This window comes from Enterobacter sp. LU1, assembly GCF_008271405.2.
Taxonomy (GTDB): Bacteria; Pseudomonadota; Gammaproteobacteria; order Enterobacterales; family Enterobacteriaceae; genus Enterobacter; species Enterobacter hormaechei_C.
In genome coordinates this window covers 4,253,994-4,278,255 of record NZ_CP043438.2, presented here as the reverse complement: position 1 = coordinate 4,278,255, position 24,262 = coordinate 4,253,994, and the positions used below count along the sequence as shown (strand labels likewise).

Sequence of the window (24,262 nt, the reverse complement as noted above, 5' to 3'; positions counted from 1 at the left end):
TTATGTCCGAGCAGTTTCTCTACTTCTTGCAGCAGATGTTTAACGGCGTCACGCTGGGAAGCACCTACGCGCTGATCGCCATCGGCTACACGATGGTTTACGGCATTATCGGCATGATCAACTTCGCCCACGGCGAGGTGTACATGATCGGTAGCTACGTCTCCTTTATGATTATCGCCGCGCTGATGATGATGGGCATCGACAGCAGCTGGCTGCTGGTGGCCGCCGGGTTTGTCGGCGCGATTGTGATCGCCAGCGCCTACGGCTGGAGTATTGAACGGGTGGCCTACCGGCCGGTGCGCAGCTCCAAACGCCTGATCGCGCTGATCTCCGCCATCGGTATGTCCATTTTCCTGCAAAACTACGTCAGCCTGACCGAAGGTTCACGCGACGTGGCGCTGCCAAGCCTGTTTAACGGCCAGTGGATTGTAGGGGCCAGCGAAAACTTCTCTGCCACCATCACCACCATGCAGCTGGTTATCTGGGTTGTGACCTTTATTGCCATGCTGGCCCTGACCCTGTTCATCCGCTACTCCCGCATGGGACGCGCCTGCCGCGCCTGCGCGGAAGATCTGAAGATGGCGAGCCTGCTCGGGATTAACACCGACCGCGTGATTGCCCTGACCTTCGTGATCGGCGCAGCGATGGCGGCGGTGGCTGGCGTGTTGCTCGGCCAGTTCTACGGCGTAATCAACCCGTACATCGGCTTTATGGCCGGGATGAAAGCCTTCACCGCGGCGGTACTGGGCGGCATCGGCAGCATTCCGGGCGCGATGATCGGCGGTCTGATCCTGGGCGTGGCCGAAGCGCTCTCCTCGGCGTACCTGAGCACCGAATATAAAGATGTGGTGTCGTTTGCCCTGCTGATTCTGGTTCTGCTGGTAATGCCTACCGGTATTCTGGGCCGTCCGGAGGTAGAGAAAGTATGAAACCGATGCATTTTGCGATGGCGCTGCTCTCTGCCGCCATGTTCTTCGTCCTGGCGGGCGTCTTTATGGGCGTCCAGTTAGGACTGGACGGCACGAAGCTGGTGGTGGATACCGCTCCCGACATCCGCTGGCAGTGGGTGTTTATCGGCACCGCGGTGGTGTTCTTGTTCCAGCTGTTGCGTCCGCTGTTCCAGAAGACGCTGAAAAACGTCTCCGGGCCGAAATTCGTCCTGCCGGCGATCGACGGTACAACGGTGAAACAGAAGCTGTTCCTGGTGGCGCTGCTGGTCGCGGCCGTGGCGTGGCCGTTTATGGTATCGCGCGGGACGGTGGATATTGCCACCTTGACCATGATCTACGTGATTCTGGGGCTCGGTCTGAACGTGGTGGTGGGGCTGTCTGGCCTGCTGGTGCTGGGCTACGGCGGGTTCTACGCCATCGGCGCGTACACCTTCGCGCTGCTGAACCACTATTACGGCCTCGGCTTCTGGACCTGTCTGCCGCTGGCGGGGCTGGTCTCTGCCGCGGCGGGCTTCCTGCTCGGCTTCCCGGTGCTGCGCCTGCGCGGTGACTATCTGGCGATTGTGACCTTAGGCTTCGGCGAAATCGTCCGTATTCTGCTGCTCAACAATACCGAAGTGACCGGCGGCCCGAACGGCATCAGCCAGATCCCGAAACCGACCTTCTTCGGCCTGGAGTTCAGCCGTACCGCCCGCGAAGGCGGTTGGGACACCTTCAGCAACTTCTTTGGCATCAAGTACGACCCGTCCGACCGCGTGATCTGGCTCTATCTGGTGGCACTGCTGCTGGTGGTGATTACCCTGTTTGTGATCAACCGTCTGCTGCGCATGCCGCTCGGCCGCGCGTGGGAAGCGCTGCGCGAAGATGAAATTGCCTGCCGCTCGCTGGGCCTGAACCCGACCCGCATCAAGCTGACCGCGTTTACCATCAGCGCCGCGTTTGCCGGTTTCGCCGGAACGCTGTTTGCCGCGCGTCAGGGCTTCGTCAGCCCGGAATCGTTCACCTTTGCCGAATCCGCCTTTGTGCTGGCGATTGTGGTGCTCGGCGGAATGGGCTCGCAGTTCGCCGTGATCCTCGCGGCTATCCTGCTGGTGGTCTCCCGCGAGCTGATGCGCGACTTTAACGAATACAGCATGTTAATGCTGGGTGGTTTGATGGTGCTGATGATGATCTGGCGTCCGCAGGGTCTGCTGCCGATGACCCGTCCACAGCTGAAGCTGAAACGCACACAGGCGAAAGGAGAGCAGGCATGAAGCCTTTATTATCCGTTAACGGCCTGATGATGCGTTTTGGCGGCCTGCTGGCGGTCAACAACGTAAATCTGGATCTGCATAAGAAAGAGATCGTCTCCCTGATTGGCCCGAACGGCGCGGGGAAAACCACGGTCTTTAACTGTTTGACCGGCTTCTACAAGCCGACGGGCGGCACCATCATGCTGCGCGACCAGCACCTTGAAGGGCTGCCGGGCCAGCAGATTGCCCGCATGGGCGTGGTGCGTACCTTCCAGCACGTGCGTCTGTTCCGCGAGATGACGGTGATTGAGAACCTGCTGGTGGCACAGCATCAGCAGCTTAAAACCGGCCTCTTCTCCGGACTGTTGAAAACCCCGGCCTTCCGACGCACGCAGGAGGAGGCGCTCGATCGCGCCGCGACCTGGCTCGACCGTATCGGCCTGCTCCAGCACGCCAACCGTCAGGCGAGCAACCTCGCTTACGGGGATCAGCGTCGCCTTGAGATCGTGCGCTGCATGGTGACCCAGCCGGAGATCCTGATGCTCGACGAACCAGCGGCAGGCCTTAACCCGAAAGAGACCAAAGAGCTGGACGAGCTGATTGCCGAGCTGCGCGACCATCACGACACCACCATCCTGCTGATTGAGCATGACATGAAGCTGGTGATGGGCATTTCGGACCGTATCTACGTGGTAAACCAGGGCACGCCGCTGGCAAACGGCACGCCGGAAGAGATCCGCAACAACCCGGACGTGATCCGCGCATACCTTGGTGAGGCATAAGATGGAAAAAGCGATGTTAACGTTCGACAAGGTCAACGCGCACTACGGCAAGATCCAGGCGCTGCACGACGTCAGCCTGCACATCAATCAGGGCGAAATCGTCACCCTGATCGGGGCCAACGGCGCGGGTAAAACCACGCTGCTCGGCACCCTGTGCGGCGACCCGCGCGCCACCAGCGGGCGGATTGTGTTTGACGGCAAAGATATTACCGACTGGCAGACGGCTAAGATCATGCGTGAAGCGGTGGCGATTGTCCCGGAAGGGCGCCGCGTATTCTCCCGCATGACGGTGGAAGAGAACCTGGCGATGGGCGGTTTCTTCGCCCATCGGGATGAATTCCAGACCCGCATCAAGTGGGTGTACGAACTCTTCCCGCGCCTGTGGGAGCGTCGTATTCAGCGAGCGGGCACCATGTCCGGCGGCGAGCAGCAGATGCTGGCGATTGGCCGCGCGCTGATGAGCCAGCCGCGCCTGCTGCTGCTGGACGAGCCGTCGCTCGGCCTGGCGCCGATCATCATCCAGCAGATCTTCGATACCATCGAGCAGTTGCGCAAAGAGGGGATGACCATCTTCCTCGTCGAGCAGAACGCCAACCAGGCGCTGAAGCTCGCCGACCGTGGCTACGTGCTGGAGAACGGCCGCGTGGTGCTCTCCGATACCGGTGACGCGCTGCTGGCGAACGAGGCGGTGCGGAGTGCGTACCTCGGAGGCTAAGCCGTCTGTGTTGCCCGGTGGCGCTTACGCTTACCGGGCCTACGGATACCATGTAGGCCGGGTAAGGCGCAGCCGCCACCCGGCTTTTTTCATATTAACCCCCTTCACACAACCATCATCCCCCTGACGCCTGGCTGTCACTTATCTGTAAACAAACAGTTATTTTTCTGTCATTCGAGCATGTCATGTTACCTCGCGAGCATAAAACGCGTGATATCGCGCATCCGGCACAATAAGAGAGATGACAATGACATCGTTACGACACACAGCTTTGGGTCTGGCACTGGGTCTGGCTTTTGCGACGAACGCAATGGCTGTGACCACCATTCCGTTCTGGCATTCCATGGAAGGGGAGTTGGGTAAAGAGGTTGACTCCCTGGCGCAGCGTTTCAACGACACCCACCCGGATTACAAAATTGTGCCGGTGTACAAAGGCAACTACGAGCAGAGCCTGAGCGCGGGCATCGCCGCCTTCCGTACCGGTAACGCGCCTGCGCTGTTACAGGTTTATGAAGTGGGCACCGCGACAATGATGGCCTCCAAAGCCATCAAGCCGGTGTATGAAGTGTTCAAAGAAGCAGGTATTAACTTCGATGAATCCCAGTTCGTACCGACCGTCTCCGGTTATTACACCGATTCCAGAACCGGCCACCTGCTGTCCCAGCCGTTTAACAGCTCCACGCCGGTGCTGTACTACAACAAAGACGCCTTCAAAAAAGCCGGTTTAGATCCGGAGCAGCCGCCAAAAACCTGGCAGGATCTGGCGGAGTACACCGCGAAGCTGAAAGCGGCGGGGATGAAGTGCGGCTACGCCAGCGGCTGGCAGGGCTGGATCCAGATTGAAAACTTCAGCGCCTGGCACGGGCTGCCGGTTGCCACCCAAAATAACGGCTTCGACGGTACCGACGCGGTGCTGGAGTTCAACAAGCCGGAGCAGGTGAAGCACATCGCGCTGCTGGAAGCACTCAACAAGAAGGGCGACTTCAGCTACTTCGGGCGTAAAGACGAATCCACCGAGAAGTTCTACAACGGCGACTGTGCCATTACCACCGCCTCGTCCGGCTCGCTGGCGGATATACGTCACTATGCCAAATTCAACTACGGCGTGGGCATGATGCCGTACGACGCTGACGTGAAGGGCGCGCCGCAAAACGCCATCATCGGCGGGGCGAGCCTGTGGGTGATGCAGGGTAAAGACAACGGCACCTACAAAGGCGTGGCCGAGTTCCTCGACTTCCTGGCGAAGCCGGAAAACGCCGCCGAGTGGCACCAGAAGACCGGCTATCTGCCGATCACCAAAGCCGCGTACGACCTGACCCGCGAGCAGGGCTTCTACAGCAAGAACCCGGGCGCAGACATCGCGACGCGCCAGATGCTGAACAAGCCGCCGTTGCCGTTCACCAAGGGCCTGCGTCTGGGCAACATGCCGCAGATCCGCACCATCGTGGATGAAGAGCTGGAAAGCGTGTGGACCGGTAAGAAAACGCCACAGCAGGCGCTGGACGCTGCGGTAGAGCGCGGGAATCAGCTGCTGCGCCGCTTTGAGCAGTCGACCAAATCGTAATCGCTGAAACGCCCGGTGACGCGTAGCGATCCGGGCCTACGGGGATCGTGCGGGCTGATGCCCTCACCCCAACCCTCTCCCACGGGGAGAGGGAGAAATATTTGTAGGCCGGGTAAGGCGTAGCCGCCACCCGGCATTGTTCAGGAACCTAATCTCAATGTCCTCATCCCGTCCGGTGTTCCGTTCCCGCTGGCTGCCGTACCTGTTGGTCGCACCGCAGCTGGTCATCACCGTTATCTTCTTTATCTGGCCTGCGGGCGAAGCGCTGTGGTACTCGGTACAAAGCGTGGATCCGTTCGGGCTTTCCAGCCAGTTTGTCGGGCTGGACAACTTTACCGCGCTATTCCACGACAGCTACTACCTGGACTCCTTCTGGACGACGATCAAATTCAGTGCGCTGGTCACCGTGAGCGGTCTTGTCGCGTCGCTGTTTTTCGCCGCGCTGGTGGATTACGTGGTGCGCGGCAGCCGTCTGTATCAGACCCTGATGCTGCTGCCCTACGCCGTGGCTCCTGCCGTGGCCGCCGTGCTGTGGATCTTCCTGTTTAACCCAGGGCGCGGGCTGATTACCCACTTCCTGGGCGAGTTTGGCTACGACTGGAACCACGCTCAGAACAGCGGTCAGGCGATGTTCCTGGTGGTGTTCGCCTCGGTGTGGAAGCAGATCAGCTATAACTTCCTGTTTTTCTTTGCCGCGCTACAGTCTATCCCGCGTTCGCTGGTGGAGGCCGCCGCCATCGACGGCGCAGGGCCGGTGCGCCGCTTCTTCCGGCTGTCGCTGCCGCTGATCGCCCCGGTGAGTTTCTTCCTGCTGGTGGTTAACCTCGTGTACGCCTTCTTCGATACCTTCCCGGTGATCGACGCGGCGACCGCAGGCGGTCCGGTGCAGGCGACAACGACGCTGATCTACAAGATCTACCGCGAAGGCTTTGCGGGGTTGGATCTCTCCGCTTCTGCCGCGCAGTCGGTGGTGCTGATGTTCCTCGTCATCATCCTCACGGTGGTGCAGTTCCGCTATGTCGAAAGTAAGGTGCGCTACCAATGATTGAGAACCGTCGCGGGCTGACGATTTTCAGCCATACCATGCTGATTTTAGGGATTATCGTCATCCTGTTCCCACTGTACGTGGCCTTCGTCGCCGCCACGCTGGACACCAAAGCGGTGTTCGACACGCCGATGACGCTGATCCCAGGCGGGCATCTTTTCGAGAACATGAAAACTATCTGGACCCAGGGCGTGGGCGCCAACAGCGCGCCGTTCTGGCTGATGATGCTCAACAGCTTCATCATGGCGTTTGGCATCACCGTCGGCAAAATTACGGTGTCGATGCTCTCAGCGTTTGCCATCGTCTGGTTCCGCTTTCCGCTGCGTAACCTGTTTTTCTGGATGATTTTCATCACCCTGATGCTGCCGGTAGAGGTGCGTATCTTCCCGACGGTGGAGGTGATCGCCAACCTGAAGATGCTCGACAGCTACGCGGGCTTAACCCTGCCGCTGATGGCCTCGGCGACCGCCACCTTCCTGTTCCGCCAGTTCTTTATGACCCTGCCGGATGAGCTGATTGAAGCCGCGCGCATCGACGGGGCCTCGCCGATGCGCTTCTTCCGCGACATCGTGCTGCCGCTGTCGAAAACCAACCTCGCGGCGCTGTTTGTGATCACCTTTATCTACGGCTGGAACCAGTACCTGTGGCCGTTGCTGATCGTTCAGGACGTCAACCTCGGCACCGCCGTGGCAGGCATTAAAGGCATGATCGCCACCGGCGAAGGCACCACCCTCTGGAACCAGGTGATGGCGGCGATGCTGCTCACCCTTATCCCACCCATAGTCATTGTTTTAGCCATGCAGCGCGCGTTTGTCCGCGGCCTGGTCGATAGCGAGAAATAAGATGGCAGGTTTAAAATTACAGGCAGTTACCAAAAGCTGGGACGGTAAAACCCAGGTCATTCAGCCGCTGACGCTCGACGTGGCGGACGGGGAATTTATCGTGATGGTCGGCCCGTCCGGCTGCGGAAAATCCACCCTGCTGCGTATGGTGGCCGGGCTGGAGCGCGTAACGTCCGGGGATATCTGGATTGACCGCCAGCGCGTCACCGAGATGGAGCCCAAAGATCGCGGCATCGCGATGGTGTTCCAGAACTATGCCCTCTATCCGCACATGAGCGTGGAAGAGAACATGGCCTGGGGGCTGAAAATTCGCGGTATGGGCAAAGGTCATATCGACGAGCGCGTAAAAGAAGCCGCGCGCATTCTGGAACTTGACGGCCTGCTTAAGCGCCGCCCGCGCGAGCTCTCCGGCGGCCAGCGTCAGCGCGTGGCGATGGGGCGCGCCATCGTGCGCGACCCGGCGGTATTCCTGTTCGACGAACCGCTGTCAAACCTCGACGCCAAACTGCGCGTGCAGATGCGCCTTGAGCTACAGCAGCTGCATCGCCGCCTGAAAACCACGTCCCTCTATGTGACTCACGATCAGGTTGAAGCCATGACCCTCGCCCAGCGCGTGATGGTGATGAACAAAGGCATCGCCGAGCAGATTGGCACCCCGGTGGAGGTCTACGAAAAACCGGCCAGCCGTTTTGTGGCGAGCTTTATCGGCAGCCCGGCGATGAACCTGCTGGACGGGCGGATCAATGCGGCGGGAACCCACTTCGAGCTGGAAAGCGGGATGGCGTTGCCGATCAACTGGTACTATCGTGGCTACGCCGGGCGTAAGATGACGCTCGGTATCCGCCCGGAGCATATTGGTTTGACGTCTCAGGCGGACGGCGGCGTGCCGCTGGTGATGGATACGCTGGAGATGCTGGGCGCAGACAACCTGGCGCACGGGCGCTGGGGCGAGCAAAAGCTGGTGGTGCGCCTGCCGCATCAGGAGCGCCCGATGGCAGGCAGCACGCTGTGGCTGCATATGCCGGAAAATCACCTGCACTTATTTGACGGTGAAACAGGACAACGAGTATGAGCAACTGGCCTTACCCCCACATCGTCGCCCACCGGGGCGGCGGTAAACTGGCGCCGGAAAACACCCTGGCGGCAATTGACGTTGGCGCGCGCTACGGCCACACGATGATCGAATTCGACGCCAAGCTGTCGAAGGACGGCGAAATTTTCCTGCTGCACGACGACAACCTCGAACGCACCAGCAACGGCTGGGGCGTGGCAGGTGAACTGCCGTGGCGTGACCTGCTGAAGGTGGACGCCGGCAGCTGGTACAGCGGCGAATTTAAAGGCGAACCGCTGCCGCTGCTGGCGGAAGTGGCGGACCGCTGTCGTCAACACGGCATGATGGCCAACATCGAAATCAAACCGACCACCGGCACCGGGCCGCTGACGGGTAAAGTGATTGCCCTCGCCGCGCGCGAGCTGTGGGAAGGGATGACCCCGCCGCTGTTGTCGTCGTTTGACATCGACGCGCTGGAAGCCGCACAGGCTGCCGTACCGGAGTTGCCGCGCGGGCTGCTGCTGGATGAGTGGCGAGAAGACTGGCGCGCGCTGACGACTGGCTTAGGCTGCGTGTCGATCCACCTCAACCATAAGCTGCTGGATGAAGTGCGCGTGACGCTGTTGAAGGAGGCCGGTCTGCATATCCTGGTGTATACCGTCAATAAACCCCAGCGTGCAGCCGAGCTGCTGCGCTGGGGCGTGGACAGCATCTGTACCGATGCGATTGACCAGATCGGGCCGAACTTTATTTATTAAGCATACTGCCGTTCTGCTGGGTCGGCAGCATGTGCTGCTGACCGCTGCTTTGCGACACCCCGCCCCCTAACATCCCACCGTTTGAGTTTGGCAGCGGCTGCTCCCGCATCTGGCCCTGCTGCACGCGCTGGGTGTTGGTATTCATCTGGTTTTGCAGGTGCTGCTGCTGCACCTGGGTCTGCGTCTTTAACTGCTGATTGAGCATCCCTTTCTGCTGCTGTTGCTGGCTCATCATCTCCGTCTGCATACGCTGCTGGCTCGGAATGACGTAGCCCGGCTGGTTCGGGTTGTTCAGGGTGTTGATTGGCTGTGCGAGCGCGGCGAACGGAAGCAGCGCGATCAGGATCAGTAATCGTTTCATGGTTATCTCCTCCTTTGAGGCTTCTCTTAAGTTTACCCTGATTCCGGCATAACGATGATTTTTTAAGAGTTGTGAACCAGGCTTAAGCGGGGAATATGGACCCCTTCACCTGGAGAACAATAATGATGAAACCAACCTTTTTGCGCTGGGTCGCCATCGCTGCGCTGATGGCAGGCGGCACATTTACCGTAGCGGCCAACCCGCCCGCCGCTCCACCGGTCTCTTACGGCGTGGAGGAGGATGTTTTTCACCCCGTGCGGGCGACGCACGGCATGGTGGCCTCGGTTGACGCGCTGGCAACGCAGGTGGGCGTCGATATTCTTAAGCAGGGCGGTAACGCGGTGGATGCGGCGGTCGCGGTGGGATATGCGCTGGCGGTGACGCATCCACAGGCGGGGAACCTGGGCGGCGGCGGGTTTATGATGCTGCGCACCAAAGACGGTAAAACCACGGCCATCGACTTCCGTGAGATGGCGCCGAATCAGGCCTCCCGCGATATGTTCCTCGACGATCAGGGCAATCCGGACAGTAAAAAATCTCTGACCTCGCACCTTGCCTCCGGCACGCCGGGCACCGTTGCGGGGTTCTCGCTGGCGCTGGAAAAATACGGCACGCTGCCTCTGAATAAAGTGGTGCAGCCTGCCATCAAGCTGGCGCGCGACGGCTTCGTCGTCAACGACGCGCTGGCGGACGACCTCAAAACCTACGGCAGCGAAGTTATTCCCAATCATGAGAACAGCAAGGCTATCTTCTGGAAAGACGGCGAGCCGCTGAAGAAGGGCGATAAGCTGGTGCAGAAGAATCTCGCAAAAAGTCTCGAACTGATTGCCGAAAACGGTCCGGACGCCTTCTATAAGGGGCCGATTGCCGATCAGATTGCCGATGAGATGCAGAAGAACGGCGGGCTGATCACCAAAGCGGATCTGGCGGAATATAAGGCGGTGGAGCGCGAGCCGATCAGCGGCACCTATCGCGGCTACGAGGTCTTCTCCATGCCGCCGCCGTCCTCCGGGGGGATTCACATCGTGCAGATCCTCAATATTCTGGAAAACTTCGATATGCACAAGTTCGGCTTCGGTAGCGCCGATGCCATGCAGGTGATGGCGGAGGCGGAGAAGCGCGCCTACGCTGACCGCTCGGAATACCTTGGCGATCCGGACTTCGTGAAGGTGCCGTGGCAGGCGCTGACCAACAAAGCCTATGCCAAATCGATTGCCGACGAGATCGACATCAACAAGGCGAAGCCGTCGAGCGAGATCCGCCCCGGCAAGCTGGCGCCGTATGAAAGTAACCAGACCACCCATTTCTCGGTGGTGGATAAAGACGGTAACGCGGTGGCGGTAACTTACACGCTTAACACCACCTTCGGCACCGGGATTGTGGCGGGCAACAGCGGCATTTTGCTGAACAACGAGATGGATGATTTCTCTGCCAAACCGGGCGTGCCGAACGTCTACGGCCTGGTCGGCGGCGATGCGAATGCGGTCGGGCCGAAGAAGCGCCCGCTGTCGTCCATGTCGCCCACCATCGTGGTGAAAGACGGCAAAACCTGGCTGGTGACCGGCAGCCCTGGCGGGAGCCGGATTATCACAACCGTGCTGCAAATGGTGGTGAACAGTATCGACTTTGGGATGAACGTCGCCGAAGCGACCAATGCGCCGCGTTTCCACCACCAGTGGCTGCCGGACGAGCTGCGCGTGGAGAAGGGCTTTAGCCCGGACACCCTCAAGCTGCTTGAGCAGCGCGGGCAGAAGGTGGCGGTGAAGGAGGCGATGGGCAGCACCCAGAGCATTATGGTCGGGCCGGACGGGGCGCTGTTTGGCGCATCGGACCCGCGTTCGGTGGATGATTTAACGGCGGGGTATTGATTTTTTTGCCCGGTGGCGCTGCGCTTACCGGGCCTACAACGGCACGAACGTAGGCCGGGTAAGGCGAAGCCGCCACCCGGCAACAAACTACTTCATACGCGCCATATAATACGCATCCACATACTCGCCGTTGCGCAGGGCGTAGCGCCTGCCGGTGCCTTCAATCTCAAACCCGTGCTTTTTGTACACCGCGATTGCCGGTTCGTTATCCACAAACACCGTTAACTCGATGCGGTCGACGCGCAGCCAGTTGTCGCACATATCGATCATGGTGCGAATCAGTGCGCTGGCCACGCCGCGGTTATGCCACTGCGCGCCAACGCAGATACCGAAATCTGCAACGTGGCTGCGGCGTGGTCGCTGGGCGACATCAATGGTGAGGTGGCCGACCACGATATCATCAATGCAGGCAACCAGCTGTTTAATGCCCGGCTGTTCGCCTAGCCGCATTTGCCACATTTCCATTGAAGGATGAGGAACCTGTAGCGTGTTGTGGTACACCTCCGGCTGGGCGTGGATCTGACGAATGGCGTCGTAATCTTTCGGTTCAGCGTGGCGTATCACTATCTCACTCATTCCTTGTTCCTCAGTCAGTTAAAAGTCCCCTCCAACATCAGTGACTTTAAAAGTTGAGTCAATCGCTATTTTTTGCAAAAAGTGTTGGACAAGTGCGAATGAGAATGATTATTATTGCTCTGCATTCAGGAAGACCTCCTACGGGAACCTGAAAGCACGACATTGCTCACATTGCTTCCAGTATTACTTTAGCCAGCTTCTCGCTGGCTTTTTTTTGCCCTTTTTCTCCCTCTCCCTGTGGGAGAGGGCTGGGGTGAGGGCAAAACATGCGCTATGGTAAAACTCAGTAACCTTCCAAAAGGACTGAGCCATGACACTACATTGTGCATTTATTGGATTTGGCAAAAGCACCACGCGTTACCACCTTCCGTATGTTCTTAACCGAAAAGAGACCTGGCACGTGGCCCATATCTATCGCCGCCGCGCGAAGCCAGAAGAGCAGTCTCCGCAGTATTCCCATATTCATTTCACCAGCGATCTTGATGAGGTGCTTAACGACCCGCAGGTGAAGCTGGTGGTGGTCTGTACCCACGCCGACAGCCACTTTGACTACGCGAAACGCGCGCTGGAAGCGGGTAAAAACGTGCTGGTGGAAAAACCGTTCACCCCGACCATCGCCGAAGCGAAGGAGCTGTTCGCGCTGGCGAAAAGCAAAGGGCTGACCGTCACGCCGTACCAGAACCGTCGCTTTGACAGCTGCTTCCTGACGGCAAAAAAGGCAATTGAAAGCGGCAAACTCGGCGAGATCGTGGAAATCGAAAGCCACTTCGATTACTACCGACCGGTGGCGGAAACCCAGCCCGGCCTGCCGCAGGATGGCTCCTTCTATGGTCTGGGCGTGCACACCATGGACCAGATCATCTCCTTGTTTGGCCGCCCGGACCACGTGGCGTATGACATCCGCAGCCTGCGCAATAAGGCCAACCCGGACGATACCTTTGAAGCGCAGCTGTTCTACGGCGATCTCAAAGCCATCGTAAAAACCAGCCATCTGGTGAAAATCGACTACCCGAAATTTATCGTTCACGGCAAGAAAGGCTCCTTTATCAAGTACGGTATTGACCAACAGGAGACCAGCCTGAAGGCCAATATCATGCCGGGTGAACCGGGCTTTGCGGCAGATGATTCCGTGGGCGTGCTGGAGTACGTGAACGACGAGGGCCTGGCGGTCAGGGAAGAGCTGAAGCCGGAAACGGGCGACTATGGACGCGTCTACGATGCGCTGTATGACACCCTCACCACCGGCGCGCCGAATTATGTCAAGGAATCTGACGTTCTGACCAATCTGGAAATCCTTGAACGGGCCTTCGAGCAGGCCTCGCCTGCCACGGTAACCCTCGCCAGATAAGCAAAAACGGCTCCTCTGCGCTTGTTCTAAATTTTTGAACAGAGGAGTCAATTTTCACCCTCTATGATCCCAGGGCGTTTGCGTCCACACTTACTCCATCGAAACGAACTGAGGGTGAAAACAATGATCTACTTACGCAAAGCAAACGAACGTGGTCACGCGAATCATGGCTGGCTGGACTCATGGCATTCATTCTCGTTTGCCGACTACTACGACCCGAACTTTATGGGCTTCTCCGCACTGCGCGTCATTAACGACGACGTGATTGATGCAGGCCAGGGCTTCGGTACCCACCCGCACAAAGACATGGAAATCCTGACCTATGTGCTGGAAGGGGCGGTTGAGCACCAGGACAGCATGGGCAACAAAGAGCAGGTTCCGGCGGGCGAGTTCCAGATTATGAGCGCGGGTACCGGGGTGCGTCACTCTGAGTACAACCCGAGCAAAACGGAAAAACTGCACCTGTATCAAATCTGGATCATTCCAGAAGAGACCGGCATCACGCCACGCTACGAGCAGCGCCGCTTCGACGCGAAACAGGGCAAACAGCTGGTGCTGTCCCCGGATGCGCGTGAAGGTTCCCTGAAAGTGCATCAGGATATGGAGCTGTACCGCTGGGCGCTGGCGAAAGATGAACAGTCTGTACACCAGATTGCCGCTAACCGCCGCGTGTGGATCCAGGTGGTGAAAGGTGAAGTGTCCATCAACGGCACCAAAGCGACAACCGCCGATGGCCTGGCAGTCTGGGATGAGCAGGCGCTCTCCGTGCATGCCGACAGCGAAAGTGAAATTCTGCTGTTTGACCTGCCGCCGGTCTAAATAATTTCTCAACCTTCCCTTTAAACGGGGAAGGTTGAGCTTTGTCCGTGATAAACTGAGCAAATCTCTCACTTCAAGATTTCTCAGGACGATGAAAAAGAAACGCCCCGTACTTCAGGATGTCGCCGATCGCGTCGGTGTGACCAAAATGACGGTCAGCCGTTTTTTACGTAACCCGGAACAGGTTTCCGTGGCGTTGCGTGGCAAGATTGCCGCCGCCCTTGATGAACTGGGTTATATCCCCAACCGCGCGCCCGATATTCTCTCCAATGCGACCAGCCGTGCGGTGGGCGTCCTGCTTCCTTCCTTAACCAACCAGGTATTCGCCGAAGTGCTGCGTGGCATTGAAAGCGTCACCGATGCGTTTGGCTATCAGACCATGCTCGCCCACTACGGGTACAAGCCGGAACTGGAAGAGGAACGTCTTGAATCGATGCTTTCCTGGAACATCGACGGCCTGATTTTAACGGAACGTACTCACACCCCGCGCACGCTGAAAATGATTGAAGTGGCAGGCATTCCGGTGGTGGAACTGATGGACAGCCAGTCGCCGTGCCTCGACATCGCCGTGGGGTTCGATAACTTTGAAGCGGCGCGTCAGATGACGGCGGCGATCATCGCCCGCGGTCATCGCCATGTGGCCTATCTGGGTGCGCGTCTGGATGAACGTACTATCATCAAACAGAAGGGATACGAGCAGGCGATGCTCGACGCCGGTTTGACCCCGTACAGCGTGATGGTGGAGCAATCTTCTTCTTACACGTCGGGTATTGAGCTGATGCGTCAGGCGCGACGCGAGTATCCGCAACTGGACGGTATTTTCTGCACCAACGATGACCTTGCGGTCGGCGCCGCGTTTGAGTGCCAGCGTCTGGGTTTAAAAATCCCGGATGATATGGCGATTGCCGGCTTCCACGGCCACGACATTGGCCAGGTGATGGAGCCGCGTCTGGCGAGCGTCCTGACCCCGCGTGAACGCATGGGCCGCATTGGCGCAGAGCGCCTGCTGGCGCGCATTCGTGGTGAGGCAGTTACCCCGAAAATGTTAGATTTAGGTTTCACCTTGTCACCGGGTGGATCTATTTAATCCGACAAATTTGAAGTAGCTCACACTTATTCACTTCGCGCACGTTTGGATATTGCTTCTCATATGCCCCGGCAGGACAATGTTACCGATAACTGTTACCCGTAACAATTGACTGAGGGACACCCTTTGAGCACGACTAATCACGATCACCACGTTTACGTCCTGATGGGCGTGTCCGGTAGCGGTAAATCTGCCGTGGCGAGCGAAGTGGCGCATCAACTCCAGGCTGCGTTTCTTGATGGTGACTTCCTCCATCCGCGCAGCAACATCATGAAAATGGCTTCCGGCGAGCCGCTGAACGACGACGACCGCAAACCATGGTTGCAGGCGCTGAATGACGCCGCGTTCGCGATGCAGCGCACCAATAAAGTCTCCCTGATCGTCTGTTCCGCGCTGAAAAAAACCTATCGCGACCTGCTGCGCGACGGCAACCCGAACCTCTCTTTCATCTACCTGAAAGGTGATTTCGGGGTGATTGAAAGCCGCCTGAAGGCGCGTAAAGGCCACTTCTTCAAAACCCAGATGCTGGTCACGCAGTTCGAAGCGTTGCAGGAGCCGGGTGCTGACGAGCAGGATGTCTTAGTGGTTGATATCGATCAGCCGCTGGAAGGTGTTGTAGCCAGCACCATCGAGGTTATTAATAAAAGGCAGTAAGTTTTGAGTACATTAACGCTAGTTTTGACAGCAGTGGGTTCCGTATTGCTGCTGCTGTTTTTAGTGATGAAGGCGCGTATGCACGCCTTTGTGGCTTTGATGGTGGTTTCTATTGGTGCCGGTCTCTTTTCCGGCATGCCGCTCGACAAAATCGCGGCGACGATGGAAAAAGGGATGGGCGGCACGCTCGGCTTCCTGGCCATTGTGGTGGCGCTGGGCGCGATGTTTGGCAAGATTTTGCACGAGACGGGCGCGGTCGATCAGATTGCGGTCAAGATGCTGAAATCCTTCGGGCACAGCCGTGCGCACTACGCGATTGGTCTGGCCGGTCTGATTTGCGCGCTGCCGCTGTTCTTTGAAGTGGCCGTTGTGCTGCTGATTAGCGTGGCGTTCTCCATGGCGCGGCATACTGGTACCAACCTCGTGAAGCTGGTCATTCCGCTGTTTGCGGGCGTGGCGGCTGCGGCGGCGTTCCTGCTGCCGGGGCCTGCGCCGATGCTGCTGGCCTCCCAGATGCATGCTGACTTTGGCTGGATGATCCTGATTGGCCTGTGCGCGGCAATTCCGGGGATGATTATCGCCGGTCCGCTGTGGGGCAACTTCATCAGCCGCTACGTTGAGCTGCACATTCCGGATGACATCACCGAGCCGCACCTGGGCGAGGGCAAAATGCCATCCTTCGGCTTCAGTCTGTCGCTGATCCTGCTGCCGCTGGTGCTGGTGGGCCTGAAAACCATCGCTGCGCGCTTTGTGCCGGTGGGGTCAACCGCTTACGAATGGTTCGAATTTATTGGTCATCCGTTCACCGCGATCCTGGTGGCGTGTCTGGTAGCAATTTACGGCCTGGCGATGCGTCAGGGCATGCCGAAAGACCGCGTGATGGAGATCTGTGGTGCCGCGCTGCAACCGGCGGGGATTATCCTGCTGGTGATCGGGGCGGGCGGCGTGTTTAAGCAGGTGCTCGTGGATTCCGGCGTTGGCCCGGCGCTGGGTGAAGCGCTGACCGGGATGGGGCTGCCGATTGCAGTCACCTGTTTCGTGCTGGCCGCGGCGGTACGTATCATTCAGGGCTCCGCGACCGTAGCGTGCTTAACCGCCGTGGGTCTGGTGATGCCGGTGATTGAACAGCTGAACTACTCCGGTGCGCAGATGGCGGCGCTCTCTATCTGTATCGCGGGTGGCTCGATTGTGGTTTCTCACGTGAACGACGCGGGCTTCTGGCTGTTCGGTAAATTTACCGGCGCAACCGAAGCGCAAACCCTTAAAACCTGGACGCTGATGGAAACCATCCTCGGCACGACGGGTGCGATTGTCGGGATGATTGCGTTTACGTTGCTGAGCTAATCCCGGTTTTCTCCCTCTCCCCGTGGGAGAGGGCTGGGGTGAGGGCATCAGGCCGCAGAGGGCGTATTTTGTCGGGTGGCGGCTTCGCCTTACCCGACCTACAAAAACCTCAGGTCCCGTAGGCCGGGTAAGCGTAAGCGCCACCCGGCTTTTTTACAGCGGCACGATGCCTTCCTTTGTGCGCAACCAGCGCGGCGCTTTCAGCGTATCACTGTAAAACCCCACTAAATCCTGCAACAAATCTCCTGCGACTCTTTCATCGCTCGCCGAGAGCGTTCGAGCCAACAGCATTTGCGTTAGCAACTGGCAATACCGTCCTAACTGATCCACTTCCGGCTCGAAGACCGGCACGTCCAGCGGCAGGTCATCCACCGTCAGGCTGGCTTTTAGATATTCCGGAACAGGTTCAAGCAGCGTGGGCTGGAGCAGGGCGAGGCAGGCGGAAAGCCGTCCGCATAGCGCCATCTTTTGTGCTGAATCGTCACATTCAACCAGCACGTCTACGAATCGCTCGCAGTTGTCTGCCAGTTCGGTGAAATCGGTAGTGTGATCGAACGGGGTAGTAAATAAAGTGTGAGAAAAGTTAGGGGGAGTAGTCATAAGACAGCCTCTAATGAGTTGAGTTGACCATCTTTGGAGGGACCAACCTCACTGGTGATGGACTGAACGGAGTTGGTCCTACCGGCCTCATCAGCTACCGGCGCGCCTTGCGGCGCCACCGTCCAGCCCACCATTGAAGTGTAACTGACTGCGCGATAAAAAGAGATTCATCGCGGATGAGGATAACAGGGGACCAACCCTGACGCCTGATTTTGCAGGCGCGGCAAGAAGATACTGCGTTGGGGGCGGAGTGGCAAGAGAGGCTCTGGAAGGCGGCTCGCAAAACGAAATATTATTTTAGGGTGCGGCCTGATGCCCTCACCCCGACCCTCTCCCACGGGGAGAGGGGGCAAACACTAAAAACGGCAATCGAAGATTGCCGTTTTGCTTTTACCTACCCTTTCATCCACGCCCGGATCCCGTCCAGGAACATCTGCGTCGCCATCATCACCAGAATCAGCCCCATCAGGCGCTCCAGGGCGTTTACCCCTTTCTCACCCAGCAGGCGCAGGAACAGCGACGACTGCAACAGGATAATAAACGTCCCGCCCCAGGCGATCAGCAGGGCAATCACCAGATGGCTCATCTGATTCGGATACTGATGCGACAGCAGCATCAGCGTCGCCAGAATCGTTGGCCCGGCGACCAGCGGAATTGCCAGCGGCACGATAAACGGCTCTTCACCCGCAGGCAGGCCGCTGCTGCTGCCCTCCGCGCTCGGGAAAATCATCTTAATAGCAATCAGGAACAAAATGATCCCGCCGGAAATGGAGACCGTTTCGGCGCGTAAGTTCAGGAAAGCGAGGATTTTTTCACCGGCGAACAGGAAGATAAACATCACCAGCAGGGCGATGAGCAGCTCGCGGATCATGATCGCCCGGCGGCGCTTCGGCTCGGTATGCTTCAGCACCGACATGAAGATCGGCAGATTACCGAGCGGATCCATAATCAGGATCAATAAAACCGCTGCGGAAATGATTTCACTCATCTTAAATTATCCCTGATACTTATTGTGGTCATTGCGATGATTAGCACTTTTTCTGATTGCCGGGCAATCATCGATTAATTTCGCTTGCGACTTTGGCAGCATTTTGTAATGTGAAGCATATCCCAGTTCAATACTGGCTTGCACAATCAGCACACACCCCTTGCAGGAAAAAAATGCTATGAAAAACGTTGGTTTTATCGGCTGGCGCGGTATGGTCGGCTCTGTACTCATGCAACGCATGGTTGAAGAGCGCGATTTCGACGCCATCCGCCCGGTCTTCTTCTCCACTTCCCAGCTCGGCCAGGCTGCACCGTCCTTTGGGGGTACCACAGGCACGTTGCAGGATGCTTACGATCTGGAAGCGCTGAAGGCACTCGACATTATTGTGACCTGCCAGGGCGGCGATTATACCAACGAAATCTATCCGAAGCTGCGTGAAAGCGGCTGGCAGGGCTACTGGATTGATGCGGCCTCTTCGCTTCGCATGAAAGACGATGCCATCATTATTCTTGACCCGGTTAACCAGGGCGTCATCACAGACGGCCTGAACAACGGCGTGAAAACCTTTGTTGGCGGTAACTGCACCGTCAGCCTGATGCTGATGTCCCTCGGCGGCCTGTTCGCACAGGATCTGGTGGAGTGGGTCTCCGTGGCGACCTACCAGGCGGCGTCCGGCGGCGGCGCGCGTCATATGCGTGAGCTGCTGACCCAGATGGGCCAGCTGCACCAGAGCGTCGCTGCCGAGCTGGCAGACCCGGCGTCCGCCATCCTCGACATCGAGCGTAAAGTCACTCAGCTCACCCGCAGCGGCGAGCTGCCGGTGGATAACTTTGGCGTACCGCTGGCCGGTGGCCTGATCCCGTGGATCGACAAACAGCTGGATAACGGCCAGACCCGCGAAGAGTGGAAGGGCCAGGCTGAGACCAACAAAATCCTCGGCACCGCGAACACCATTCCGGTTGACGGTCTGTGTGTGCGTATCGGCGCGCTGCGCTGCCACAGCCAGGCCTTCACCATTAAACTGAAAAAAGATGTGTCTATTCCGACCGTGGAAGAGCTGCTGGCCGCACACAACCCGTGGGCGAAAGTGGTGCCAAACGATCGCGATATCACCATGCGCGAACTGACCCCGGCAGCCGTTACCGGCACGCTGACCACCCCGGTTGGTCGTCTGCGCAAGTTGAACATGGGGCCGGAGTACCTCTCCGCGTTCACCGTTGGCGATCAGCTGCTGTGGGGTGCAGCCGAGCCGCTGCGCCGTATGCTGCGCCAGCTGGCGTAATAATTTGTTAAACACGGGGGGTGATTGTCACCCCCTTTTTTTGCGTACTACATGGAGTAAAACGCAGATGTCTTATTTTTTATCAGGAGGACCCACGACGTTGGCTATGCTTTAAGGAAGATTTATTTCTCACCTGAGGGTAGGGCGGAGCAGAGAGGATTAACTGCACCGTTTAGGTCACATTAAAAGTCGTCCCGGAGCGCGTAAAAAGGGCGACATAAAAAAACAGGATGAATACCATGTCCGATCGTATTTCGAGAGACGTGATTAATGCGCTTATTGCGGGTCACTTTGCCGACCCCTTTTCTGTGCTAGGGATGCACCGTACAGAGGCCGGACTGGAAGTTCGGGCGCTGTTACCGGATGCAACAGAAGTGTGGGTTATCGAACCCAAAACCGGCCGCAAGGTGGGTAATCTGGAATGCCTCGACTCGCGTGGCTTCTTCTCGGGCGTCATGCCCCGCCGTAAAAATCCTTTTCGTTATCAGCTTGCCGTTATCTGGCACGGTCAGCAAAACCTGATTGACGATCCCTATAGCTTCGGCCCGCTCTTAAAAGAGATGGACGCCTGGCTGCTGTCCGAAGGGACCCATTTACGCCCCTACGAAACGCTGGGTGCCCATGCGGATACCATGGACGGTATCACCGGCACGCGTTTTGCCGTATGGGCGCCAAACGCCCAGCGCGTCTCCGTCGTCGGGCAGTTCAACTACTGGGACGGTCGTCGTCACCCCATGCGCCTGCGCCGGGAAACCGGCATCTGGGAGCTGTTTATCCCCGGCGCGCACAACGGTCAGCTCTACAAATTCGAGATGATCGATGCCAACGGCAAGCTGCGCATTAAATCTGACCCGTACGCCTTTGAGGCAGAGCTACGCCCCAATACCGCCTCGCTGATTTGCGGCCTGCCGGAGAAGGTTGTCCAGAGCGAGGAGCGCAAGCAGGCCAACCGCTTTGATGCGCCAATCTCCGTCTATGAAGTGCATCTCGGCTCGTGGCGTCGCCACACCGATAACAACTTCTGGCTGAGCTATCGCGAGCTGGCGGACCAGCTGGTGCCGTACGCCAAATGGATGGGCTTTACCCATCTGGAGCTGCTGCCGATCAACGAACACCCATTTGACGGCAGCTGGGGCTATCAGCCAACCGGGCTGTATGCGCCCACGCGCCGCTTCGGCACGCGCGATGACTTCCGCTATTTCATCGATGCCGCGCACGCCGCCGGGCTGAACGTGATCCTCGACTGGGTGCCGGGCCACTTCCCGTCGGATGATTTTGCGCTGGCAGAGTTCGACGGCACAAAGCTGTACGAGCACAGCGACCCGCGCGAAGGCTATCACCAGGACTGGAACACGCTGATCTACAACTACGGTCGCCGTGAAGTATCGAACTACCTGGTCGGGAACGCGTTGTACTGGATCGAGCGCTTCGGCATTGATGCCCTGCGCGTGGATGCGGTGGCGTCGATGATTTACCGCGACTACAGCCGCAAAGAGGGGGAGTGGATCCCGAACGAGTATGGTGGCCGTGAAAACCTCGAAGCGATTGAGTTTCTGCGCAACACCAACCGGATTATCGGCGAGCAGGTGGAAGGCGCCGTGACCATGGCGGAAGAGTCCACCGACTTCCCGGGCGTTTCCCGTCCACCGGCAATGGGTGGTCTGGGCTTCTGGTACAAATGGAACCTCGGCTGGATGCACGACACGCTCGACTACATGAAGCTCGACCCGGTTTATCGTCAGTATCACCACGATAAGCTCACCTTCGGGTTGCTCTATAACTACACCGAAAACTTCATGCTGCCGCTGTCGCACGATGAAGTGGTGCACGGCAAGAAATCCATTCTCGACCGCATGCCGGGCGACCCATGGCAGAAGTTTGCCAACCTGCGCGCTTACTACGGCTGGCTGTTTGCTTTCCCGGGTAAAAAGCTGCTGTTTATGGGCAACGAGTTCGCTCAGGGCCGCGAATGGAACCACGATAGCAGCCTTGACTGGCATCTGCTGGAAGGTGCGGACAACTGGCACCACGGCGTACAGCGTCTGGTCCGTGACCTGAACCTGACTTATCGCCACCACAAAGCGCTGCACGAGCTGGACTTCGATCCGTACGGCTTTGAGTGGCTGGTGGTGGACGACCACGAGCGCTCGGTGTTTGTCTTTGTGCGCCGCGACAAGGCGGGTAACGAGATCATCGTCGCCAGCAACTTCACGCCGGTGCCGCGCGAACACTACCGCTTCGGCATTAACCAGCCGGGCAAATGGCGCGAAATTCTCAATACCGACTCCATGCACTACCACGGCAGCAACGCCGGTAACGGTGGCCTGGTGCAGAGCGATGCCATTGAAAGCCACGGCCGTCCGAACTCCCTGAGCCTGACGCTGCCGCCGCTTGGCACAATCTGGCTGGTGCGGGAGGGTGAATGACGCAGCTTACGGCAGGTAAACCCGAACCGCTCGGGGCGAGTTTTGACGGAAAGGGGGTGAACTTCACGCTCTTTTCCGCCCATGCGGAGCGGGTGGAACTCTGTGTGTTTGACGGGGAAGGTAACGAGCACCGTTACGATTTACCGGCGCGCACGGGGGATACCTGGCATGGCTACCTGGCCGGAGGACGGCCGGGGATGCACTACGGTTTTCGCGTACACGGCCCCTGGGAGCCCTCTCAGGGGCACTGGTTTAACCCGGCGAAGCTGCTGATTGACCCGTGCGCGCACCGCGTGGACGGTGAGTTTAAAGATGACTCGCTGTTCCACGTTGGCTACGGCGAACCTGACCACCGCGACAGCGCGCCCGTCGCGCCCAAAAGCGTGGTGGTGCACGATCTCTACGACTGGGAAGACGATGCCCCGCCGCGCACGCCGTGGGGCAACACCGTTATTTATGAAGCCCACGTTAAAGGGCTGACATATCTGCACCCGTCAATCCCTAAAGAGATGCGCGGCACCTACAAAGCGCTTGGGCATCCGACGATGGTCGCGTACCTGAAGCACTTAGGGATCACCGCGCTGGAGCTGTTGCCCGTGGCGCATTTCGCCAGCGAGCCGCGGCTACAGCGTCTTGGGTTAAGCAACTACTGGGGCTACAACCCGCTGGCGATGTTCGCCCTCGACCCGCGCTACGCGGTGCAGCCGGAGAAGGCACGGGATGAGTTTCGCGATGCGGTGAAGGCGCTTCACGCGGCGGGTATCGAGGTCATTCTGGACGTGGTGCTGAACCACAGTGCGGAAAGCGATCTTGACGGCCCGACGCTCTCACAGCGCGGAATCGATAACCGTAGCTATTATTGGATCAGGGACGACGGCGATTACGAGAACTGGACCGGGTGCGGTAACACCCTCAACCTCAGTCATCCGGCCGTTACGCATTACGCGTACGAGTGCCTGAAATACTGGGTTGAGACGTTCCACGTGGACGGTTTTCGCTTCGACCTGGCGCCGGTGACGGGGCGCACCCCGGCGTTCAGCCAGCAGGCGCCGCTGTTTGAGGCCATCAAAAACTGCCCGGTGCTCTCAAAGGTTAAGCTGATCGCGGAGCCCTGGGACATCGGAGAGGGCGGTTATCAGGTGGGGAATTTCCCGCCGCTGTTTGCCGAGTGGAACGACCACTTCCGCGATGCCATCCGCCGCTTCTGGCTGACGCGCGATCTGTCGCTGGGGGAGTTTGCCGGTCGCTTTGCCGGCTCCAGCGATCTCTTCAAGCGTGACGGCAAACGTCCGTCGGCCACCATTAACCTGCTGACGGCACACGACGGTTTTACGCTGCGCGACTGCGTTTGTTTCAATCAGAAACACAATGAGGCAAACGGCGAGGAGAATCGCGATGGGACTAACAATAACCATAGCTTCAACCATGGTATAGAAGGGTTAGGCGGAAGTCTGGATGTGATCGAGCGGCGACGCGCCAGCGTTCATGCGCTGCTGACGACGCTTTTGTTGTCGCAGGGCACGCCGATGCTGCTGGCGGGCGATGAGCACGGCCACAGCCAGCACGGCAACAACAACGCCTATTGCCAGGACAACACCCTGACCTGGCTCGACTGGGGAGAAGCGAATAGCGGGCTGACCCATTTCACCGCGGCGCTGATCCATCTTCGCCAGCGCATCCCCGCGCTCACCGCCGACCGCTGGTGGGAAGAGGGCGACGGAAACGTTCGCTGGCTGAATAAAGACGCGCAACCGTTAAGCGCGCAAGAGTGGCAACACGGCATACCCTGTCTGCAAATCCTGCTTTCGGATGCGTGGCTGGTGACGCTGAACGCGACGGATGACGTCGCAGAGATTGTTTTACCTGACGGGGAATGGCGAGCCATTCCTCCCTTTGCCGGAGCGGATAATCCGGTTGTTATGGCTGTCTGGCACGGGCCTGCGCACGGAGTGTGCGTATTCCAAAGATGA

At 58.5% G+C, this 24,262-nt stretch carries 22 protein-coding genes; 18 read left to right on the top strand and 4 right to left on the bottom strand.

The genetic code is table 11. The features are described from left to right. The first annotated feature begins 2 nt into the window (after nucleotides 1-2). The 9 genes from livH to ugpQ all read left to right on the top strand — a co-directional run bounded on the left by livH (nucleotide 3) and on the right by ugpQ (nucleotide 8,939). The gene (gene livH, locus FZF21_RS20515) at nucleotides 3-929 is read left to right on the top strand and encodes a high-affinity branched-chain amino acid ABC transporter permease LivH (RefSeq protein WP_015571470.1); all 927 of its coding nucleotides are present in this window, start codon (nucleotides 3-5) and stop codon (nucleotides 927-929) included. Beyond that, a complete protein-coding gene (locus FZF21_RS20510) occupies nucleotides 926-2,203 on the top strand; it encodes a high-affinity branched-chain amino acid ABC transporter permease LivM (protein WP_003861542.1) in 1,278 nt (425 codons plus the stop codon). Before livH ends, FZF21_RS20510 begins: the two co-directional genes overlap by 4 nt. After that, on the top strand, nucleotides 2,200-2,964 hold the full coding sequence (gene livG / locus FZF21_RS20505) for a high-affinity branched-chain amino acid ABC transporter ATP-binding protein LivG (RefSeq protein ID WP_003861544.1): 765 nt from the start codon (nucleotides 2,200-2,202) through the stop codon (nucleotides 2,962-2,964). Before FZF21_RS20510 ends, livG begins: the two co-directional genes overlap by 4 nt. Nucleotide 2,965: 1 nt before the next feature. After that, nucleotides 2,966-3,679, top strand: a complete 714-nt coding sequence (gene livF / locus FZF21_RS20500; protein ID WP_015571469.1) for a high-affinity branched-chain amino acid ABC transporter ATP-binding protein LivF — start codon at nucleotides 2,966-2,968, stop codon at nucleotides 3,677-3,679. 247 nt (nucleotides 3,680-3,926) lie between these two features. Further along, on the top strand, nucleotides 3,927-5,243 hold the full coding sequence (ugpB, locus tag FZF21_RS20495; protein ID WP_023304564.1) for a sn-glycerol-3-phosphate ABC transporter substrate-binding protein UgpB: 1,317 nt from the start codon (nucleotides 3,927-3,929) through the stop codon (nucleotides 5,241-5,243). A 157-nt stretch (nucleotides 5,244-5,400) separates the two neighbouring features. Continuing rightward, entirely contained in the window at nucleotides 5,401-6,288 is an 888-nt protein-coding gene (gene ugpA / locus FZF21_RS20490) for a sn-glycerol-3-phosphate ABC transporter permease UgpA (RefSeq protein WP_003861551.1), read from the top strand. After that, nucleotides 6,285-7,130, top strand: coding sequence for a sn-glycerol-3-phosphate ABC transporter permease UgpE (gene ugpE / locus FZF21_RS20485; RefSeq protein ID WP_047736906.1), 846 nt, complete (start codon nucleotides 6,285-6,287; stop codon nucleotides 7,128-7,130). Before ugpA ends, ugpE begins: the two co-directional genes overlap by 4 nt. Before the next feature lies 1 nt (nucleotide 7,131). After that, nucleotides 7,132-8,202 (top strand): sn-glycerol-3-phosphate import ATP-binding protein UgpC, encoded by a 1,071-nt coding sequence (locus tag FZF21_RS20480; protein ID WP_047716452.1) that lies wholly within the window; start codon nucleotides 7,132-7,134, stop codon nucleotides 8,200-8,202. Next, a complete protein-coding gene (gene ugpQ / locus FZF21_RS20475; protein WP_047736907.1) occupies nucleotides 8,199-8,939 on the top strand; it encodes a glycerophosphodiester phosphodiesterase in 741 nt (246 codons plus the stop codon). Before FZF21_RS20480 ends, ugpQ begins: the two co-directional genes overlap by 4 nt. Here ugpQ and FZF21_RS20470 read toward each other — a convergent pair. Next, complete coding sequence (locus tag FZF21_RS20470; protein ID WP_047736910.1) at nucleotides 8,929-9,300, bottom strand: DUF2756 family protein; 372 nt, start codon at nucleotides 9,298-9,300, stop codon at nucleotides 8,929-8,931. The genes ugpQ and FZF21_RS20470 overlap by 11 nt on opposite strands. A 122-nt stretch (nucleotides 9,301-9,422) precedes the next feature. On the opposite strand from FZF21_RS20470, the gene ggt reads away from it, so the two are divergent. Continuing rightward, nucleotides 9,423-11,168, top strand: a complete 1,746-nt coding sequence (gene ggt / locus FZF21_RS20465) for a gamma-glutamyltransferase (protein WP_072134592.1) — start codon at nucleotides 9,423-9,425, stop codon at nucleotides 11,166-11,168. 87 nt (nucleotides 11,169-11,255) lie between these two features. On the opposite strand, the gene yhhY is transcribed toward ggt, so the two are convergent. Then, nucleotides 11,256-11,744, bottom strand: coding sequence for an N-acetyltransferase (gene yhhY, locus FZF21_RS20460; RefSeq protein ID WP_015571463.1), 489 nt, complete (start codon nucleotides 11,742-11,744; stop codon nucleotides 11,256-11,258). A gap of 310 nt (nucleotides 11,745-12,054) precedes the next feature. Between yhhY and FZF21_RS20455 the strand changes: the two genes are divergently transcribed. The 5 genes from FZF21_RS20455 to gntU all read left to right on the top strand — a co-directional run bounded on the left by FZF21_RS20455 (nucleotide 12,055) and on the right by gntU (nucleotide 16,996). Continuing rightward, nucleotides 12,055-13,092, top strand: coding sequence for an oxidoreductase (locus FZF21_RS20455; RefSeq protein ID WP_017693850.1), 1,038 nt, complete (start codon nucleotides 12,055-12,057; stop codon nucleotides 13,090-13,092). A 123-nt stretch (nucleotides 13,093-13,215) separates the two neighbouring features. Continuing rightward, nucleotides 13,216-13,911: a pirin family protein gene (locus tag FZF21_RS20450; protein ID WP_003861565.1), complete on the top strand. Its 696-nt coding sequence runs from the start codon at nucleotides 13,216-13,218 to the stop codon at nucleotides 13,909-13,911. Nucleotides 13,912-14,002: 91 nt separating this feature from the next. Further along, nucleotides 14,003-14,998: a gluconate operon transcriptional repressor GntR gene (gene gntR, locus FZF21_RS20445; RefSeq protein WP_003861567.1), complete on the top strand. Its 996-nt coding sequence runs from the start codon at nucleotides 14,003-14,005 to the stop codon at nucleotides 14,996-14,998. A 126-nt stretch (nucleotides 14,999-15,124) separates the two neighbouring features. Beyond that, the gene (gntK, locus tag FZF21_RS20440; RefSeq protein ID WP_003861569.1) at nucleotides 15,125-15,652 is read left to right on the top strand and encodes a gluconokinase; all 528 of its coding nucleotides are present in this window, start codon (nucleotides 15,125-15,127) and stop codon (nucleotides 15,650-15,652) included. Between the two features lie 3 nt (nucleotides 15,653-15,655). Next, nucleotides 15,656-16,996 (top strand): gluconate transporter, encoded by a 1,341-nt coding sequence (gene gntU, locus FZF21_RS20435; RefSeq protein ID WP_014833577.1) that lies wholly within the window; start codon nucleotides 15,656-15,658, stop codon nucleotides 16,994-16,996. 153 nt (nucleotides 16,997-17,149) lie between these two features. On the opposite strand, the gene FZF21_RS20430 is transcribed toward gntU, so the two are convergent. Continuing rightward, nucleotides 17,150-17,596, bottom strand: coding sequence for a hypothetical protein (locus FZF21_RS20430; protein ID WP_032655370.1), 447 nt, complete (start codon nucleotides 17,594-17,596; stop codon nucleotides 17,150-17,152). A gap of 394 nt (nucleotides 17,597-17,990) precedes the next feature. After that, nucleotides 17,991-18,584 carry an NAAT family transporter YhgN gene (yhgN, locus tag FZF21_RS20425; protein ID WP_003861574.1) on the bottom strand — a complete coding sequence of 198 codons (594 nt, stop codon included), beginning with the start codon at nucleotides 18,582-18,584 and terminating at the stop codon, nucleotides 17,991-17,993. Between the two features lie 178 nt (nucleotides 18,585-18,762). Between yhgN and asd the strand changes: the two genes are divergently transcribed. The 3 genes from asd (at nucleotide 18,763) to glgX (ending at nucleotide 24,262) form a co-directional block, all read left to right on the top strand. Next, nucleotides 18,763-19,866: an aspartate-semialdehyde dehydrogenase gene (gene asd / locus FZF21_RS20420; RefSeq protein ID WP_003861575.1), complete on the top strand. Its 1,104-nt coding sequence runs from the start codon at nucleotides 18,763-18,765 to the stop codon at nucleotides 19,864-19,866. 239 nt (nucleotides 19,867-20,105) lie between these two features. Next, complete coding sequence (glgB, locus tag FZF21_RS20415; RefSeq protein ID WP_023304556.1) at nucleotides 20,106-22,292, top strand: 1,4-alpha-glucan branching enzyme; 2,187 nt, start codon at nucleotides 20,106-20,108, stop codon at nucleotides 22,290-22,292. Further along, nucleotides 22,289-24,262 carry a glycogen debranching protein GlgX gene (glgX, locus tag FZF21_RS20410; protein WP_045347699.1) on the top strand — a complete coding sequence of 658 codons (1,974 nt, stop codon included), beginning with the start codon at nucleotides 22,289-22,291 and terminating at the stop codon, nucleotides 24,260-24,262. The genes glgB and glgX overlap by 4 nt, the downstream gene beginning before the upstream one ends.